Source organism: Bacillus cereus group sp. N11 (assembly GCF_016483605.1).
Taxonomy (GTDB): domain Bacteria; phylum Bacillota; class Bacilli; order Bacillales; family Bacillaceae_G; genus Bacillus_A; species Bacillus_A toyonensis.
On record NZ_JAEHBN010000014.1, the window covers coordinates 1 to 18,527 of the forward strand.

An 18,527-nucleotide genomic window follows, 5' to 3' on the forward strand; every position below is an offset into this window, starting at 1 on the left:
ATGTTTGGCGGCTTCGCTTCTTCCCCAGAGGCAAAGGGCGCCTCAAGGTCAGAAGCTCCATCCACCTCACATTCTGAGCGAGCCACTTTCGCTTTTTAATGTAATCTAGCTACAGTGGCTAGAATGTTTGGCGGCTTCGCTTCTTCCCCAGAGGCAAAGGGCGCCTCAAGGTCAGAAGCTCCATCCACCTCACATTCTGAACGAGCCACTTTCGCTTTTTAATGGAATCCAGCTACAGTGGCTAGAATCTGTTGGCCATTTCACTCCCTCGGACGAAGCAAAAAGCGCTTCTCTGTCGGGAGTTCCAATGTCCAAAGATTCTAAGCGAGCCACTTTCGCTTTTTAGTAACATTTGTTACAATAGTAAAAATAGAGGAGGGACGTTATATGCCAAAAGGTACAGGTAAGGTTATTGCACAAAATAAAAAAGCATTTCATGATTATTTCATCGAAGAAACATACGAAGCAGGGCTTGTCCTTCAAGGAACGGAAATTAAGTCGATTCGCGCTGGTCGCGTGAACTTGAAAGATGCGTTTGCACGTATACATAATGGTGAAGTATGGGTTCATAATATGCATATTAATACGTACGAGCAAGGGAATCGTTTCAACCATGATCCGCTTCGCACGAGAAAATTACTTCTTCATAAAAAAGAAATTGATAAACTAGCGGGAGCTGCAAAAGAAACAGGTTACGCATTAGTTCCACTTAGAATCTATTTGAAAAATGGATTTGCAAAGATGGCACTTGGTTTAGCAAAAGGTAAGAAACAATATGATAAACGTCATGATTTAAAAGAGAAAGAAGCGAAACGTGAAATTGCACGCGTGTTCCGTGATCGCCAAAAGATGTAATACAGATATTTACATTTGTAAAACGGCGCGCGTATGATATAATAACTTATGTAAGGTTGTTGCACATTGAAAAACAGCTCTTAGTAGCTATCACGATATTTTCTTCGTATGCTCCATTTTTATCATGGGGACGTTACGGATTCGACAGGGATAGTTCGAGCTTAGGTTGCGAGTCGAGGGGATCGGCCTCGTTAAAACGTCAAAGCCTATAATTGGCAAACAAAACAATCTTTCTTTAGCTGCTTAATTGCACTAAAGGTTCCTCCCTCCATCGTCCATGTGGTAGGGTAAGGGACTCAAACTAAGTGGACTACGCCGGAGTTCGCCGTCTGAGGGCGAAGGAAGAGAACAATCAGACTAGCAACTTGGAAGCCTGTCGATAGGCCGAAGAGTTTGCGAAATGCTAATATATCGACTACACTCGTAGAAGCTTAAGTGCCGATATTTTTGGACGTGGGTTCGACTCCCACCGTCTCCACCAATACATATTTGGTGGTTTTTTTATTTTGTATAACAGGAAGCATAACTTTGCATAATGTGCAGGTTTATGCTTCTTTTTTGTTATGTAAAGATATGCTTCTTCAAAGTGATTTTAATTAATAATTCATGTTGTTTTAGAATAAAGTTTGTTCAAGTTAAGCAAATAACCTTGATAAACAAACAAAAAGAAAAAAGCGTGTTTTGAAAAAAGATTGTTCAAAACACGCCCTTAATATTTTCAATTGGTTTATTCTTTTATAAAAAGTTGGATCATTTCCTATCTATGTTGCTCAACAATTCCGCCCTATAGCTTAATAAGAAAACCTTTTATTCAAATACAACCATTTCTCCGACATCTATAAATCCAAATCGCTTATAGATATTTTTCCCATCATCTGAAGCCTGTAATACAACTGGTTTTTGTTTATCCGTTGTTTGATTTAGAAGAAATTGAAACATTTCACTGCCAATTCCTTTACCTCTAAATGTTTCTTTTGTCATCACATCATAAATACCATAACTATCTTTGCTTTCTATTAATAAACCAGTAGTTACAGGCATGTCATCTATGCATCCAATAAACATTTGAACTTCTGAACCTAATTTTACTTGTGAAAACTTATTAAAATAACTTTTTAATGCATCTTTTTCTGGTGTACCCTCGAATAAGCTCATGAATACGTCTATATATTTTAAAAGTTCTTCATTATTTTTCACATTAGTAATCATAAGTTGATGGGAAATTCTTTGATCAACATTAAGAGTATTTTCAAGTTTCATCATTACATTACGTTCCGCTTCTTTTAGGTCATATTCTTGCATAAGTTTTGTCCAATCCTCAGTTAAATGCTGAGCATCAATCCAAATACTAAAGGGATATTTTTTATATGAAAAATTATTGATTCCATCTCTAATCTTAACTGCATTTTTGATATTTGGAGATTTCGGCAATACTACATTGAATGTATCAGTAGGAATTTCTGTATTTGCTATGATGAAATCTTCTTCCTTTGTAAGTTTTCCGCTAACTGTATGAGTAAATACTTTTAATTTTTCTTCCAAATTGTTTATTACTAGTTGTTGATTTGTAATCATGTTTTTGCACCTTTCAATTCAATTTAGCGCGCTTTTTTTATTATAAGGTCAACTAAACACTAAATATACAGTGTTCACAGTATTTACATCCTCCCATAATATTCAGAAAATATTGAAGTGATTTGTTTTCTAGATTTAAAGTAATAGAGAGAATGCCATTTTTTCATTTTGTGGTTTTATAAAATGCTTAAGTTGATGGGAATCGGGCGGTACCCCTGAAACAGAAAATGAAGAACTAGTTATTGATGATAAGCAGATAGATACTATAGCTGACCGTAAACGCCCAATTGGTGAGATTTCATTAAAATTTCACTTTATTCAAATCTTTATATGTTTTGTGTTTTTATCCATACCTATTGTAAGATTATATAGAGTTCTCCTAATAAGCTGTTATAACGGATTTTTTAGGAATTTAAAATTTATAAATCTTAAATTATTTTTTGGGATAATTTTTTATCTAACTAAGTTATATTGAAGTAGAGGTGAACCATCGGTGAAGCAGGTTTTAGTAATTAAGAATGAACGGTCTTTAGCGAAGAAAATCGTAAGCGGTCTAACGCAAGAAGGCTATTTCATTTTAAAACTTCACAATGAAAACGAAGGTTTAAATATAATATATGAACAAGATTGGGATATTATCATATTGGATTGGGATTCATTAAGTATATCCGGACCAGAAATTTGTAGACAAATACGATTAGTTAAAACGACACCGATCATTATTGTGACCGACAATGTTTCTAGCAAGGATTGCGTAGCAGGGTTACAAGCAGGAGCAGATGATTATATCAGAAAACCATTTGCGAAAGAAGAATTAGTAGCAAGGGTTCAAGCAATTTTAAGGAGAAGTGATTGTAACCAGCAAAAGGAAATAAACTTTTTTCAGTTTAAAGATCTCTTTGTTGATGCATCTAGCAATATTGTGAAAAAAGGTGGCGAAAACCTCTCGCTTACTAAGCGAGAGTATGATTTACTTGTATTTTTAATCAAGAATAAAAACACAATATTGAGCCGTGAAATGCTTTTGAATCAAGTATGGGGATATAACGTAGTAGTAAATCCAAATGTAGTAGACTTATATATTGGGTATGTAAGAAAAAAGTTAAAGTGCGAGAAGAAAGACAGATATATTCAAACGATACATGGCAGAGGCTATTCAATGATTGACTGATAAAAATAAGATAATAAAAAATGAGTAAAATTATTTCATTCGGTTTTACTCATTTTTTTATTAAATATGATAATCAAATAGTTTCTTAGAAGTATTAAAAGACGTGAAAAAATGGATTATGAAAATATTAGCTATTAATGAGCGTGTTTTGTAGAGGAAATCATGGTTAATCAACACGCCCGACTTCACATATTACTTTTTATACCTGATTTTATGAATTCGCACCATTCACAAGATTTTCACAGAATTAATGACTATACTAATTAACAGGATGTTCAAATGAAAATGATTATCAATAGCGATTCGATTGAATAAAAGTCACTTTCTAATTCAATCTATGGATGTCATCATTTTCGAAATAAATCACACTATAAGGAGTATACATATGAAAAAAACTATGCTTTTAAAATTAGTAAGTATTCTAGCAATTTTCACTTTAATGTTAGTAGCTTGCTCAGATTCAGGTAAAGAAACTTCGAAGGCTACTAAAGATAATAGTAGTGATAAGACAAAAACGGTTGAAATCACTGATGCGCATGGAAAAGTTACAGTTCCTGTAAATCCAAAGAATGTAGTTGCTTTAGATAATAGAACGTTTGAAACTTTAGCTGATTGGGGAATTAAATTAGCGGCTGCTCCAAAGGATATCATGCCTGCTGATTCAGCATATAAAAAGGATGAAAAAGTTCAAAATATTGGGAATCACCGTGAGCCAAATCTTGAAATTATTGCAGCTGCAAACCCTGACCTTGTAATCGTTGGTCAAAGATTTGCTGACCATTACGAAGAAATCAAAAAATTAGTACCAAATGCAGCAGTTATTGATCTTAATTTTGATGTTTCAGAGAAGGCTACTAAGCCTGGAGAAAACTTAGTAAAAGGACTTAAAGATTCTACAATTACTTTAGGAAAAATCTTTGATAAAGATAAAGAAGCTAAAAAATTAGTGGCTGATTTTGATAAATCTATTGAAACTGCAAAATCTGCTTATAACGGAAAAGATAAAGTTATGAGTGTTATCGTTACTGGTGGGAATATTGGTTTTGCTGCTCCACATTCTGGTCGTGTTTGGGGACCAATGTATGAAATTTTCGGTTGGGTTCCAGCACTAGAAGTTTCAAATTCTACTGCAGGTCATAAAGGTGATGACGTTTCTGTTGAAGCTATTGCACAAACAAATCCTGATTGGCTTTTCGTATTAGATCGTGATGCTGCAACATCTGATGCAGCTACTTCAACACCTGCTAAGGATGTTATTTCTAAATCACCAGCTCTTCAAAACACAACTGCTGTTTCTAAAAAACAAGTTGTTTATGCACCAGAAGATACTTACACAAATGAATCAATTCAGACTTATATAGAGTTGTTTGGAAATCTTGCAAAAACTTTAGCTAAGTAGTGTAAAGGAGTACGAAACAGTGTCAAAAAATATAATTTCTAGGGTTGAGAATATTTCTCAACCCCAGTTTTATAATCACAATAAATTATGGACAAAATCTTTTATAATAGCGATTATAGTTGTTATAATTTTAGGGATTATATCACTGTTTACTGGAGTTTATGATATACGTGGACAAGAGGACGGAATGGAGATGTTTTTCATAACTCGTGTTCCGAGAACAGTTGCATTAATGCTTACTGGAGCTGCAATGGCGATGGCAGGGCTCGTCATGCAACTTATTACACAGAATCGTTTTGTTGAACCTACTACAACGGGGACTATTGAATGGTCAGGCTTAGGCCTGCTTTTTGTATATTTATTATTCCCTGCCCCGACTTTAGTGCAAAGAATGACTGGTGCAATCATTTTTTCTTTTATAGGAACTATGATTTTCTTTTTATTTTTAAGAAGAGTTAAACTTCGTTCGTCTTTAATTGTCCCGATTATTGGATTGATGCTTGGAGCAGTTATTTCTGCAGTGTCTACTTTTTTGGGACTCCTTTTTCAAAAGACACAAAGTATTGAAACTTGGTTCGTAGGTTCATTTGCTAACATTCAAGTGGGAAGATATGAATATTTATGGCTGATTGTTATCATTACTTTTCTTATTTTTATGTATGCTAATAGATTGACTTTAGCTGGACTAGGAGAAGATGTCGCAACAAGCCTTGGAGTTAATTACAATAGAATTGTTCTTTGTGGGACTGGTCTTATCTCTGTTGCAGTTGGAATTGTTGCAGCTGTTATTGGACACTTACCTTTCTTAGGATTAATTGTGCCAAATATCGTTTCAATGTTTAGAGGTGATGATCTTAGGAGTAATTTACCTTGGGTTTGTGTGATCGGAATGGGGTCAATAACTGCCTGTGACATCATTTCTCGAACAATTATAAAGCCTTTTGAATTACCTGTTTCTTTAATACTTGCAACAGTGGGAGCAGTCGTGTTTATTACTATTTTATTGAGACAAAGAAAACCAAGGAGGCTACGATGATCACATTAGAATATAGAAATAAAGAAAATGTCGAAATCGATTCTAGCCTTCATAATGAAAGTAGATCAGCTAGCGCTTTTCGTTCTAAGAAGGAAGCAAGACGTTATTGGATTTTATTGATAACATTGATTGGTTTAGGTCTCCTTTCTTCATATGGACTTTTAGTGTATAACAATCCAGTTCCGATAGATTCACCTTCTTTTATCCCAGTTGTTAAGAGAAGGATAGTAGCTATTGTTGCAATGATTATTGCTGCGGTTTGCCATAGCTTGTCGACAGTTGCTTTCCAATCTATTACGAATAATAAAATTATTACTCCTTCACTTTTAGGTTTCGAATCACTTTATTCAGCAATTCAAACGAGTACAGTATTCTTCTTTGGTGCTAGTGCGTTAATAAATTTTAATGGAATTGGATCATTTTTATTCCAAGTTGTTGTTATGGTCTTCATGAGTTTGATACTTTATGGATGGTTACTTTCCGGTAAATACGGGAATTTACAACTTATGCTTTTAGTTGGAATTATTATTGGTACCGGGCTAAATTCTGTGTCAACTTTTATGAGAAAACTACTTGCGCCTTCAGAATTTGATATTTTACAAGCAAGATTATTTGGTTCTGTTAATCATGCAGATCCTGCATATTTTCCTATTGTAATTCCTATGATCATAATTGTAGCAGTATTGATTTTTGCTCATTCTAAGAATTTGAATGTTTTGTCACTAGGAAAGGATGTTGCTACTTCTTTCGGGGTTAAATATCAACCTAGTGTAATTTATACGCTTGTATTAGTAGCTATTTTAATGTCCATCTCAACAGCTCTAATTGGGCCACTTACTTTCTACGGCTTTTTAGTAGCAACTTTGAGTTATCAGGCGGCGTCAACTTATGATCATAGATATATTTTTCCAATGGCTTTTGCTATAGGATTTTTGATAATGACGAGTGCATACTTTTTAATGTATCATGTATTCCATGCTCAAGGTGTGGTTTCAGTTATTATTGAATTATTTGGTGGAATCATATTCTTAACTATAGTTTTAAGGAAGAGGGCTTTATGATAAAAATTGATAACGTTAAAAAGTTCTATAGTGATAAGGTAAAAATAGGACCTTTGGATATTGAAATACCAAAAGCAGGCTTTACTTCTTTAATTGGACCAAATGGCGCTGGAAAGTCCACGACACTTTTGATGATTGGAAGACTTTTAGATATGGATGAAGGTCACATTCAAGTAGCAAATATGGATGTTTCTGAATCCAAATCAAAAGACTTAGCAAAGGTTTTGACTATATTACGACAAGAAAATCATTTTGTAACTAGGCTTACTGTTAGGCAACTAGTTGGATTTGGGCGTTTTCCTTATTCAAAGGGAAGATTAACGAAAGAGGATGAAGCTATTATTTCTAAATATATCGATTTCTTGGATTTAACTAATTTAGAGAATAGATATTTAGATGAGCTTTCTGGTGGTCAAAGACAAAGGGCATATGTAGCGATGGTATTGTGCCAAGAGACGGAATATGTACTTTTGGACGAACCTTTGAACAACCTTGATGTTGCTCGTTCTGTTCAAATGATGGAGCATTTGAGACGTGCAGCTAATGAATTCGGAAGAACAATTTTGACTGTTATGCATGACATAAATTTTGCTGCTAAATACTCTGACAAAATTTGTGCTATGAAAGATGGGCAAATTGCTGCTTTTGGAACAGTAGAAGAGGTTATGGACCCAACACTTTTGACAGATATTTTTGAAACAAAAATAGAAATTATCAATGGTCCCTATGGGCCAATCGCTGTTTATTAGTTACAAAATGTATACTGTAGCTTGCGTAAATTATGCTAGCTACTCTAGTTGAAGTTGCTGTCTGTATTTTATAGGCAGCAGCTTTTTTTATGCGATTGCCCATCATGATAACTCTTAATTTTTCTGGCTGTTGGTAATAGCTCCACAGATATGTCATTACTCCCAATCCAGCGACGTGTTGAACACTCGGACGGTGAATGTAAGGGAATCATTATATTCTGGTTTGGTTATCCACTCATAAGCTAACACAATTGTGTTAGACAAAGTAGGTTTCGTCCGTTCTCATATAAGAAGTTGTGATGTAGTTAAGATTCGGTATAGTGTGTCTACATTTAAGGGAGAAGTAGCTTGTTACGCTGCAAGATAATCCTTAGCGTATATTTTCGTTAAAATGTGGGCGGCAGCCCTGGTAGAAAAGAAAAAAATAAAAAGATAAGTGGAGACAAAATTGCTGAACACCTTATGCAAATAATCCTGTGAGATTGGCGTTTACGGCAATAATATTCAAATTACAATTTTATATGATAAGAACCATAACTTTTCCAGGTTGGCAGGGGTATGGTTCTTTTTGCTTGCGAAAAAATTATGCTTGCTTTGTAAAATGATAAAAATGTTTTAATCCAAAATGATAGGATTACAAAAGTGTAATATGGGTGTAAGGAAACTGGATTGTACCCTCTTTTTAGATAAAGCATACTTAAAGTAAGGAAGATTTATATGTGAATGAATATAAATTTTACAAGTAGGATAGAAAGGTTAGGTATTATCATATGAAATGGATCATTAGGATTTTTGTGTTATTAGCTATAATAGGAGGTGCTTTCTACTATCTGAAATCAGGTAATGGGTACTATTCAACTAAAGAATATTATGTAAAGGTAATGACTGATTCTACAGTAGAAAACGAAAAATTGAGTAATGGAGAAATTCTTACGTATCATGTTTACGATGAGAAGGTGTACGATAAAAAAGGGGAAGAAAGAAAACTGAAAGTTTCCGTGCAAAATAAATTGGAAAAAAATCAATATTATTTGATTGATTGGGAAGATCGCCGTGGGATTGTTTCTAAAATAGCTAAAGTGGATCAAACAAAAATAGATAAGAGTATCTTAGATAAATTGAACGGAAATTCATAATATGTCAGGACAAGCTAACCAATAGCTGTGTTAACATAAAGCTTTATAAGCAAAAGATATTGTAGAAAAATAAGAGAGATTATTATAAAACCAAAGGGATCAACCGTCTGGTGTGATCCCTTTTTGTTAGGACTGAGCAAGGAGTATTATTGCATTGTATAAACCCTTTACTCTTTCCAAAACTGTTCTAGCAGAATACTGATCATAGTGCCTACGAGTAATCCGTTACTTAAAACATATTGTAAGGAAGAAGGAATACCGCTAAATGCACTTTCTGGAAGAAACATTATTCCTAAACTGATTAATAATGTAATTCCTAATATAGTTAATCGGCGTTGATTTAATTCTTCACGTAAAATTGATTGAAATGAAAGGCCTATTACTTGGACAAATGTTGCTAAAAGTGCAGCATTAGCAATAGGGCCTGGAAGTAAGGATATAAAGCTTACAATTGAGGGAATAAAAGAAATTCCTGCTAATATGAGACTTGCTATAAGGAATGACTTCACTTTTCTTTGTCCTGTTAGTTGAATAAATCCTGCTGATGCAGGTAATGGTACAATTCCAATTGTAGAAAACAACGACGAGATAATATGTGATATACCTCCGACCCATACACCACGGTTCAGTGTTTGCTTTTCATTTTCTTTAGATAATGGAGCCACTTGTTTTACAGCCGAAATAGCAGCAATCGTATTTGCAACTAAAAGAAATGTAAATAAAATTGCAGTTAGAGTCATTCCAATATCGAATCTAGGCATGCCCCAAGCAAATATCTGTGGTAACTTAACTAACGGTGTGTGTGAAGGCATATGAGACGATTTTCCTAATAAAGCATACAAAAGCCAACCAAATGAAATGCCAAGTAACACAGCGTAACTTTTCATCCAGCCTTTCCCTTTAATTGATAAGAAGGTAATCATGGTAAAAACAAAGAGTGCAATAGTAGTTGTTGTATAATCAGGATGAGTTACAGATTCTTGTAATCCCATCATTCCTTTTAGTAACACACCACTAAGCTGAAGTGCTAAGATTAAAAGAAAAGTTCCTGTAACTAAAGGGGTAAATAAACGTAAGATTCGATGCACAAGCCCTGTTATACCAAGTACGAAGAGTAATATACCGGCAATAATTAACCCGCTTTCTAAAAGTTGCAACACGTCTTTTGCACTTTGTCCCTGATGCATAGCTACTTGTCCCAGTATGACAAATATACTTACCCATGAACCTGCTGGACCATCTGCTATGGGATAGCGATGCCCAAACCATGCTTGTATAAATGAACTTACTCCCACGACTAAAAAAGTTCGCTGCATTAATGTTGAGATATCTTCTATTGATAAATGAAATATGCCACCAATAATGATAGGCAATGCAATTGCATTTGCTAATAGAAACACAAACCACTGTAGAATACTAAAGCTCGTATTAAAGTATTTTTTGTTCATATTATTCTCCTTTGTCGAAAAAGAATCTCATAGTAAAAATCCATCCTCTCTATACAGTTAGATTAAAAAGGATGGATTTTGTAAATCTATAAAATTATTTTAAATATATATATAGATTTAAAATTAATTACCATGTACGGAATGGTAAGAATTTACCGTTAAGTGTAATAACGATACGAGGATCGCCACCTTTTGGATCTTCTTGTGTATCCACACCTAGATTGAAGTTAATTGCACTCATTACACCTTCGCCAGCTTTTTCTAAGATTAATTCTCTAAGAGTTGGTGCGTATTGTAACATCATTTCATATAATCGATATAAGATTGGGTCAGTAGGAGGCATTTGCATTACTTGACCTCTAAGTGGAACTACTGTTAATGCCTGAACCACTTCCTCATCTAATTCTAATAATTTACCGATTTTTTCTGCTTCCGGACGTGTCATTGTAGCTTGTCCTAATAATGCTGTTACAACCCAAGTCTCAGAGTTTTCGCTTACTTTTGAAAGTTCTTCCCATGTTAAACCTTTTGCAATTTTTGCTTCCATAATTTTTTGCGTAGCTTCTTGTCTATTCATATTTAATAACTTCCCTTCATTTGAGTAATAATTAATTTTTCATACCATTTAATGTTTTATATCCATCAACTACTAAATCTAATTTACCTGTGTGAGGATCAATGACTAAACCATGTACAGGAACATCTTTTGGAATAAGTGGATGATTTCTTACTAAATCAACATTAGCTTGAGTTGAATCGCAGACATCATCGAATCCAAATAACCACTTTTCAAGATCAACACCAGCATATTCAATTGCTGATAAAATTTCGGATGAAGCTACTCCACGATCTAATATTTTTTGAATTGTTCCTTTTGGATTAGTTTGGCTTGCACCACATTTATGGTGTCCGATAAGAAAGATTTCATCTGCATTTAGATCATATACTGATGCTATAACACTTTGCATAACGCTATCGAAAGGAGAAGCAATTTTACCACCTGCATTTCTGATAACTTTTGCATCACCATCGTGTATATCTAAAGCTTTTGGAAGTAGCTCAATTAAACGAGCATCCATGCAAGAAACAACAACCATACGTTTTTTAGGCATTTTTGTCGCTTCAAAAGGAGCGTATTCCTTATTTTCTACAAATTGTTCATTGAACGATAGGATTTCTTGTAATAACATATTTGTAACCTCCTTTAAATCTAGATGTATTTTTTTGTTGCGTCCTCTATGTTATAAGTGAATATAACTGATAAACAATGTGATGTAAGAGGATAAACTAAGTATAGTGAATTGTATCGATAAGCAGAATAAGCTGGCGAAACACTTTCTGGCTTTCTACTTTCACGGTGAAAGGATTGGTTTATATCATTGATCAAACAGATTTTGAGATACTGAAATTATTAGGAGAAAACTCAAGAATACAATGGAAAGAACTTGGTCAAAAAATACATATGACGGGACAGGCGGTAGGAAATCGAATTCGAAGGTTAGAGGATTTAGGGATTATTGAGCAATACACAATCGCAATAAACCGAATCAAATTAGGACAAGTAGTGACTGCGTTTGTTACTCTGTTCGTAACAACAGCTAACCATCAAGAGTTTATGAATTTCTTTCAAGGAGAAGAAGGGATTTCTGAAGTACATCGTATAAGTGGTGACGGATGTTATTTATTAAAAACACATTTTGCCTCCAATGAAGAATTGGATAACTTTCTAGGACGACTATTAAAATATGGGAATTACCGTGTTAACCTATCAATAGGGAAGTTAAAATAAACTTTATGCAAGTTTATAGTTCTTTTTGCTTGTGGCTAAGACATGTTTCCAAAAATAAAAGGAGTATCTCTTATTAAATAAGAGATACTCCTTTTATTTGTTTTTAATAATTATTGATTATTTTACATCTGATTTTTCTTTTTTCATTATTTGCCTTTGACTAGTGAAGGGAAATTTTTTAACATCAAAACCCCTGCGCTGTATGCAACAGGGATTCTATTATTACTTATTTGAGGGTATGATCCTATTTCATTTTATAGCTTATTTAGAAGAATCATGTGCAGGTTTTGATTTAGTGTCCTCAGGCATTTCAAAGATTTGATTATAGTTAGATTTCACATCTTCGTTAGGAATTGCTGGCACTGCGTCTTCAGGTGAATTATGGATTGGCGAAGAAGTTGTTGTTCCATCTACACTTGTTGTAACTGACATTGGTTGATTTTGATCAATTTTTGTACCTTTGTCCATCTTTTTTGCGGATTCTTTTTCACTTTTATTTATTTGTCTCCATTCTATTTTTTCATTCGATTCTAGTTTGCTCGTTTTCACATCTTCTGTATCTACTGCACCACCCGCTAATAATCCTGTACTTAAAAGTGTTCCTGCTAATAATGTTTTAAACATTTTTTATTACCTCCTTGCTTAAGATTATATTTAGCATAAAATAAGTATCTGGAGTTTATTTGGAGTTCATCTAGATTTTATGTAAGTTTTGCATGTAGGGGCATCATACGAAAAAAGAACATTGTGCGTTTGGACAAAATGTAGCTGATTCCCTGTATGTTAAGGAACCAGCTACTTTCTATACTACCTTTTTATGATTATGAAATTAAAAATGATAGAGTAGAAATCATGTATGAAATAAATGTAAGTAACACAAGGAAGAATATAAGCATGGTATTGGATACGCATCGTTCTATTCTTTTTTTCATTTGAATTTAATTTATTTTTTCAATTTGGTAGGATCAATTTGAAGTTGACCTTTCCAAGAACCAGTTACTTTTCCAATCCTGCTTATATTGACATCTAATGTAAGTGGTTGTTTGAAGGAATCTTTCCCTTCAGGACCTTCCATAAATGTAATAACACCTTCTGGTCTATCCTTATCACGAACACCTATATGCTTTAATTCTTCACCTGATGCTTTTAGCTCGAAGGGTCCACCATTTGCTCCTTGAATAAATGCTAATTGTGAGAAGTATTCATTTTCCTTATAAGTTGGGTTGTAATCTTGTTGACCATTTACTTTGCCGTCATCTTCAAGTTGTAACCCCGTTGTATCAAATTCAAACGGTACTACATTTCCATTTTCTTTTTCAATTTTGTAATGAATGGATATACGTGAATCTGCTACATATAATTCTTTCAAATGTACCGTAACACCTTGATCTGTAATTTTTTCATCAATCGGAATGAATTGACCATTTTCAATGTCTCTTCCTTCGTTTATAATCGTATCATTTGAAATTTCATTGGAAAAATAGGAGGCAACATTCGTAGCTGCTACTCGCACTTGTGGAATCATGGCTGTTGAAAAAAGCCCTGCTACCACTACTGCTATATACATGAAACGTTTTGATTTTTTATTCATATTTGTAAATAATCCCTTCTTCTGTTCAGGTTTTTGATTGATATAAGAAACATTTTCTAATTTTGCGCGATTTTCAAATGCTTGCCACGCTTGGTCTACATCAATTTTGATTTCTTTTGATGAATGTACTATTTCTTCCTCTAACATGACAGTTTCCCATTGATTTAATTTACTAATTTCTAGTAATAAGTCTTGGCATGCGTTACACGTATCTAAATGTTTTGTGAATTCTTTTCTTGTCTCATAAGGTAATTCCCCATCCATATATGCTTGAATAAATCCCACATCATAACAATTCATTTATTAAGCCTCCTCTAATTGTTTATAAATCTTACGAAACTTTTGTTTGGCTCGGACCAATAATGTTCCAATAGAAGATATGTCGATTTGAAGCACTTCTGCAATTTCCTTATACTGAAAACCAGAAAATTTCATCAATAAAATGGTTCGATCTCGTTCATTCATGTTACTGAGTACCATTTGGACCTTTGTAATTTCCTCTTTTCTAATCCAGTCATCATCTAATGATGAAATATGTTGTACTTCATGATATTGTATGGTTTTATCTACTCTCGCCTGATGCCGTTTTTCAGATCGTAGATATTTATAGGCTACATAAGTAGAAGATTTTATTAGCCATCCAGGTAAGTGTTCAATACTCTTCCAATCGTTGCGATATAGCTGTAAAAATACTTCTTGGGCTAATTCTTCAGCGATAGTCTGACTTTTGACAATCCATACGATCTGTTTCACAACGTAAACATAGTTTTGTTTAAACAAATCTTCAAATGTCACATCCGAAACAGGCCTTTCTTCCTTTTTTATTTTTAACATGTCAGTTAAAACCTCACTCTCATTTGATGCCTATATTATAGAGAACCCGGAACAGCGAGTTTTGTGACAGAAATTTTTTATTTTTTTATTATGCACGAAAAAACATTCATCGGTTAAGATGAAAAAGGATAGCAGTGCTTGAGGTATAGTAGTGCTCTAACTATGCTTTATGGCAATATTACAGTTCAAAATACATTTTATTTACAGTCAACTTACGCTTCCAGAAAGTTTAATTTTATTAGATGCAATTTAAAGTCTTGCAATGGAACCAATATTAATATATAGTTTAGTTTAGTTAACTAAACTAAACTAAACTAAACTATATTTGGAGGTTTTGAAATGGGAAAAGAAATAGTTTCAAACGAAAATAAGCCAAAAAAGCCATTTCTTTTTAAATTTGGAATAGGGCTTCTAATCATATACGTTCTACTGTGGGCGAGTGCTTTAATCATACCATTTACTTCACTTTCGACTCAGATAAAGGCCGTTGTCATTCCAGGATGTATAGTAATAGGAGAAATTCTATTTTTAATAGGTGCTGTCTTTGTCGGGAAAGAAGTGGTGGCAAAATATAAAAAGTATTTAAACCCGAAAAATTGGAGAAGAAAAGGTGAGGGAGACAAGTATGATAAATAAAAATATAGCTGAGGAAATCAATCAAACACTTGAAGAACTATGGATAGTACTTGAAACGAAAGAAAGATCCTATACGAATTTCAATTTAAATAATCAGCAATATACGTTATTAACATTAATTATTCGTTATCCATCATCCACCCCTAAAGAGCTAGCAGAAAAAATGAATGTAACGAAGAGTGCCATTAGTCAACAGTTAGTAAAACTTGAAATGGACGGATACATTTTCAGAAGGCAGCATGCAGAAGATAAACGTGCATTTTCAGTTGAATTAGGGGAGAAAGGCTTGTTATATAAAAAAGAAATGGATGCATATATGCAACAAGTTTCTGAAAAATATTATGCAAGTTTATCACCTGAAGAATTAACAAATTTTTTATCAGCGCTTCAAAAGCTAACGAAAGTAATTGGAGAGCTGTAGTGGTTGATCCTAGTTGTAACAAGAAGCATAAGATGACCGTTTTGGTTAGCTTATGCTTCTTTTCGTTTACAGCTAATTCATGTTTCGAATATAAAAAGTAGACTCATAAGAAAAATCCTGTAGTTCAGTACAGGATTTTTAATCAAACTAATTAAAAACTAAATTGTGGTTTAACATCACCTTTATAAGGTTCATGTTCAACGAATATAGTTATGTCTTTACCAGATTGGTCTTTACCAGTTCTTTTATACGTAAATTTCTTATTGTTCAGTTCAGTAAGTTCAAGAGCCGCACCATATTTATTATTTCCAATTGATACATGAGCTCTTATTTTATTTTCGTGTACAACATCGAAGTAACCATAGTCACCGCGGCTTTGACCTGTTTCGCTATTGAAGAACTCGTATTTATTAGCCTTGTCATCAAATTTTGCTAGACTTATAAAATTAGAATTAAACTGTGTTACATCATTACCAGCTTCATCTAATACCTTTGTTCCATGCCAAAGGGTGCCGCCTAAAATTTTATCTCCATCAACATTTTTAACAATATCGCCTGTAGTAGTGTTCAGTTGCTTGTCCGGATCAGTGAAAGAAAGTTCTTTTTCTTTATATGGAACATGTTCAACGAAAACTTCTACATCTTTACCGTTAGCGTCTTTCCCCATTCGTTTATAAGTAAATACATTTTTATTTAGTTTTGTCATGTCAACAACAGCTTGATACTTCATTGATTCTGAAATTAATATTCTCTTCTTCCCATCATTTGTGACGAAGAAAGTTCCTTTATCGCCACGACTTGCACTTGTCTTAGCATCAAAGAATTCATATCTGCCGGACTTCGCATCATATTTTGCAAGGCCAATGAAGTTTGCATTCTCTTTTGTTAAGTCATTCTTATCTTTGTCATATACTCTTGTACCTTGCCAATTAGTATCGCTAAGAATGTTAGCCATTTTTTGGCCTTTCGTTAACTTGTTTTCCTTTTTCGTCTCTTTAGCAGCTTGTTCTTGTTTTTGTTTACCGTGATTTTCTTCGGCTTTAGTACCAGCACACCCTGTTAATGCTAATGTGAATCCGAGCAGTATTGATGATAGTGCTTTCGTTTTTTTGTTCATTTTTTATCGTCTCCTCATTGTATGATTTTCATGTTATTCACATGGTTTTAAGTAGTACGGTTTGTGATTATAGTAGTAGTTCATCCTTCTGAATCTTTGTTATATGAAAAGATTTAGGTTGAATCAATGAACTTAGTTGCTACGTTTATTATGTTAATCCCAGAGTATAAACTCCCTCTAAATAAAACATTAAAAAAAGATAAACTAATTCCTAAAAAATTTTCATATTTATAAAAAAGCAATCGCTAGCTTGCTGCAGGGATCTTTCGAATATTTACCAAAGTTGTTTCTGATGCCTACGAGTAATCAAAAAAATACATTGTAAAGAAGAAGGAAAGCCGTTAACAATAATGTAATTCCTAATAGAGTTAATCGATTGTAGTGCAAAATTTTTGAGCTGAACTGTATGGGAAATGAAGATTTTATAGAAGTCGCTTCATATAGGAAGGGGATGTCCATGTTTGATTCAACAGATTTTAAAATTATACAGTTACTACAAGAAAACGCTAGAATGAACTGGAGGGAAATTGGAGAGATAGTACATTTGACTGGCCAAGCCGTTGGAAAACGAATTAACAAATTAGAAGAGGCAGGTGTCATTCAAAAATATACGATAGATATCGACAGAGCTAAGCTGGAAGGATCCATTATGACGTTTGTTACGCTATTTTTGTATGCACCACATTATCATATTCAAATTCAAAGTTTTTTCGAAAAAACAGACGTAATTACTGAAATGTATCGTATAAGTGGCGATGGGTGTTATATCATGATTCTTCACACATCTTCGCATCAGCAATTAGAAGAGACGCTTGCAGATGTTTTACATTATGGTGATTATCGTATAAACACTGTCATTAAGACATATGAAAAAAAGAAAGAATAAGATATTTATTCTTTCTTTTTTTCATATGGAACTGTAATTCTTTATTTGTTTTTGTTTATAAAACATTTTGCTGACATGACTTCTGCGTAAATATTACCAAACTCTAATGCGCTCATGAACGATTGATGAGCGTGTACTGCTGGGATTAGATTTCCTTGGAATTCTAAATCTTTTGTTGTACAAGCATCTTCAATTACAATACATTGAAATCCTAAATCACTGGCAGCCCGTACTGTTGCATCAATACATACATGAGTCATCATACCGCAAATGACTAGTTGGTCTATTTTCTCTTCTTTTAATGTTTGTAATAAATTTGTTCTTAAAAAACTGTTAGGGTGGTGTTTTTGTATGACTCTTTCATTAGCGATCGGTTGTACATCATCATGAATTTGAGCACCTACTGTCTCGGGGAGGAAGAAGGTAGCTCCTTCATTGTTCGCAATATGTTGTACATGAATAATTGTTTTATGTTTTTCACGAAACACTCTCAATACTTCTTTCGCTTTTTGGATGGCTTTTTCAGGTAGATGTAATTCCATATTGCCGCCTTTAAAGTAATCATTTTGTATGTCGACTAATAGTAATGCTTCGTTCATCGTTATTCCCCCATACTTAGTGATTCAGCACGTTATTTGTACTGTACCGTTATTATATAAATTGTAGCTATGCTGAAGTAATAACATTATGAAACGATTTTGAGGTATATAGTTTCAGTGTGAAAAAAGTGAAAGTTGGTATAAGTACAAATGGATTTTGTGGAATTCACGGCAAAGTTATAGGTAGAGTGGCATTATAAGGTAAAAACCATAACTTTGCTGGA

General features: G+C 33.7%; 20 protein-coding genes and 1 other RNA gene. 12 read left to right on the top strand and 9 right to left on the bottom strand.

Going from position 1 to position 18,527, the window contains the following annotated elements; all coding sequences use genetic code 11:
• Nucleotides 1-387 precede the first annotated feature (387 nt).
• Complete coding sequence (gene smpB, locus JDS98_RS21250; RefSeq protein ID WP_001123917.1) at nucleotides 388-855, top strand: SsrA-binding protein; 468 nt, start codon at nucleotides 388-390, stop codon at nucleotides 853-855.
• Between the two features lie 126 nt (nucleotides 856-981).
• Nucleotides 982-1,336: a transfer-messenger RNA gene (ssrA, locus tag JDS98_RS21255) on the top strand.
• 326 nt (nucleotides 1,337-1,662) lie between these two features.
• On the opposite strand, the gene JDS98_RS21260 is transcribed toward ssrA, so the two are convergent.
• The gene (locus JDS98_RS21260) at nucleotides 1,663-2,430 is read right to left on the bottom strand and encodes a GNAT family N-acetyltransferase (RefSeq protein WP_097958724.1); all 768 of its coding nucleotides are present in this window, start codon (nucleotides 2,428-2,430) and stop codon (nucleotides 1,663-1,665) included.
• A gap of 493 nt (nucleotides 2,431-2,923) precedes the next feature.
• Here JDS98_RS21260 and JDS98_RS21265 point away from each other — a divergent pair, with 493 nt between their 5' ends.
• The 6 genes from JDS98_RS21265 to JDS98_RS21290 all read left to right on the top strand — a co-directional run bounded on the left by JDS98_RS21265 (nucleotide 2,924) and on the right by JDS98_RS21290 (nucleotide 8,982).
• On the top strand, nucleotides 2,924-3,601 hold the full coding sequence (locus tag JDS98_RS21265) for a response regulator transcription factor (protein ID WP_000815803.1): 678 nt from the start codon (nucleotides 2,924-2,926) through the stop codon (nucleotides 3,599-3,601).
• A gap of 385 nt (nucleotides 3,602-3,986) precedes the next feature.
• Entirely contained in the window at nucleotides 3,987-5,000 is a 1,014-nt protein-coding gene (locus JDS98_RS21270; protein ID WP_199632439.1) for a siderophore ABC transporter substrate-binding protein, read from the top strand.
• A gap of 19 nt (nucleotides 5,001-5,019) precedes the next feature.
• A complete protein-coding gene (locus tag JDS98_RS21275) occupies nucleotides 5,020-6,036 on the top strand; it encodes an ABC transporter permease (RefSeq protein WP_097958721.1) in 1,017 nt (338 codons plus the stop codon).
• The gene (locus JDS98_RS21280) at nucleotides 6,033-7,097 is read left to right on the top strand and encodes an iron chelate uptake ABC transporter family permease subunit (protein WP_000631250.1); all 1,065 of its coding nucleotides are present in this window, start codon (nucleotides 6,033-6,035) and stop codon (nucleotides 7,095-7,097) included. The genes JDS98_RS21275 and JDS98_RS21280 overlap by 4 nt, the downstream gene beginning before the upstream one ends.
• Nucleotides 7,094-7,846, top strand: coding sequence for an iron ABC transporter ATP-binding protein (locus JDS98_RS21285; protein WP_097958719.1), 753 nt, complete (start codon nucleotides 7,094-7,096; stop codon nucleotides 7,844-7,846). The genes JDS98_RS21280 and JDS98_RS21285 overlap by 4 nt, the downstream gene beginning before the upstream one ends.
• 770 nt (nucleotides 7,847-8,616) lie before the next feature.
• Complete coding sequence (locus tag JDS98_RS21290; RefSeq protein WP_097958718.1) at nucleotides 8,617-8,982, top strand: YxeA family protein; 366 nt, start codon at nucleotides 8,617-8,619, stop codon at nucleotides 8,980-8,982.
• A 167-nt stretch (nucleotides 8,983-9,149) separates the two neighbouring features.
• On the opposite strand, the gene JDS98_RS21295 is transcribed toward JDS98_RS21290, so the two are convergent.
• From JDS98_RS21295 to JDS98_RS21305, 3 genes are all read right to left on the bottom strand, one after another.
• The gene (locus JDS98_RS21295) at nucleotides 9,150-10,430 is read right to left on the bottom strand and encodes a purine/pyrimidine permease (RefSeq protein WP_098711560.1); all 1,281 of its coding nucleotides are present in this window, start codon (nucleotides 10,428-10,430) and stop codon (nucleotides 9,150-9,152) included.
• Between the two features lie 127 nt (nucleotides 10,431-10,557).
• Nucleotides 10,558-11,007, bottom strand: coding sequence for a cyanase (gene cynS / locus JDS98_RS21300; RefSeq protein WP_199634301.1), 450 nt, complete (start codon nucleotides 11,005-11,007; stop codon nucleotides 10,558-10,560).
• Between the two features lie 31 nt (nucleotides 11,008-11,038).
• On the bottom strand, nucleotides 11,039-11,620 hold the full coding sequence (locus tag JDS98_RS21305; RefSeq protein WP_000926483.1) for a beta-class carbonic anhydrase: 582 nt from the start codon (nucleotides 11,618-11,620) through the stop codon (nucleotides 11,039-11,041).
• Nucleotides 11,621-11,787: 167 nt separating this feature from the next.
• Here JDS98_RS21305 and JDS98_RS21310 point away from each other — a divergent pair, with 167 nt between their 5' ends.
• On the top strand, nucleotides 11,788-12,219 hold the full coding sequence (locus JDS98_RS21310) for an Lrp/AsnC family transcriptional regulator (RefSeq protein ID WP_002039967.1): 432 nt from the start codon (nucleotides 11,788-11,790) through the stop codon (nucleotides 12,217-12,219).
• 261 nt (nucleotides 12,220-12,480) lie between these two features.
• Here the strand turns inward: JDS98_RS21310 and JDS98_RS21315 are convergent, their stop codons facing one another.
• The 3 genes from JDS98_RS21315 to JDS98_RS21325 form a co-directional block, all read right to left on the bottom strand.
• The gene (locus tag JDS98_RS21315; RefSeq protein WP_199634302.1) at nucleotides 12,481-12,843 is read right to left on the bottom strand and encodes a hypothetical protein; all 363 of its coding nucleotides are present in this window, start codon (nucleotides 12,841-12,843) and stop codon (nucleotides 12,481-12,483) included.
• A gap of 319 nt (nucleotides 12,844-13,162) precedes the next feature.
• Nucleotides 13,163-14,110 carry a DUF4179 domain-containing protein gene (locus JDS98_RS21320; protein ID WP_097958714.1) on the bottom strand — a complete coding sequence of 316 codons (948 nt, stop codon included), beginning with the start codon at nucleotides 14,108-14,110 and terminating at the stop codon, nucleotides 13,163-13,165.
• Between the two features lie 3 nt (nucleotides 14,111-14,113).
• Nucleotides 14,114-14,644 carry an RNA polymerase sigma factor SigX gene (locus JDS98_RS21325; RefSeq protein WP_000912781.1) on the bottom strand — a complete coding sequence of 177 codons (531 nt, stop codon included), beginning with the start codon at nucleotides 14,642-14,644 and terminating at the stop codon, nucleotides 14,114-14,116.
• A gap of 339 nt (nucleotides 14,645-14,983) precedes the next feature.
• Between JDS98_RS21325 and JDS98_RS21330 the strand changes: the two genes are divergently transcribed.
• Complete coding sequence (locus tag JDS98_RS21330; RefSeq protein ID WP_199634303.1) at nucleotides 14,984-15,280, top strand: transporter suffix domain-containing protein; 297 nt, start codon at nucleotides 14,984-14,986, stop codon at nucleotides 15,278-15,280.
• Nucleotides 15,270-15,701, top strand: coding sequence for a MarR family transcriptional regulator (locus JDS98_RS21335; protein ID WP_199634304.1), 432 nt, complete (start codon nucleotides 15,270-15,272; stop codon nucleotides 15,699-15,701). Before JDS98_RS21330 ends, JDS98_RS21335 begins: the two co-directional genes overlap by 11 nt.
• Nucleotides 15,702-15,852: 151 nt before the next feature.
• Here JDS98_RS21335 and JDS98_RS21340 read toward each other — a convergent pair whose 3' ends face one another.
• Entirely contained in the window at nucleotides 15,853-16,818 is a 966-nt protein-coding gene (locus tag JDS98_RS21340; RefSeq protein WP_199632441.1) for a DUF4822 domain-containing protein, read from the bottom strand.
• 451 nt (nucleotides 16,819-17,269) lie between these two features.
• Between JDS98_RS21340 and JDS98_RS21345 the strand changes: the two genes are divergently transcribed.
• Nucleotides 17,270-17,704 carry an Lrp/AsnC family transcriptional regulator gene (locus JDS98_RS21345; protein WP_176549961.1) on the top strand — a complete coding sequence of 145 codons (435 nt, stop codon included), beginning with the start codon at nucleotides 17,270-17,272 and terminating at the stop codon, nucleotides 17,702-17,704.
• A gap of 41 nt (nucleotides 17,705-17,745) precedes the next feature.
• Here the strand turns inward: JDS98_RS21345 and JDS98_RS21350 are convergent, their stop codons facing one another.
• Nucleotides 17,746-18,303 carry a cysteine hydrolase family protein gene (locus tag JDS98_RS21350; protein ID WP_097958709.1) on the bottom strand — a complete coding sequence of 186 codons (558 nt, stop codon included), beginning with the start codon at nucleotides 18,301-18,303 and terminating at the stop codon, nucleotides 17,746-17,748.
• Nucleotides 18,304-18,527 lie beyond the last annotated feature (224 nt).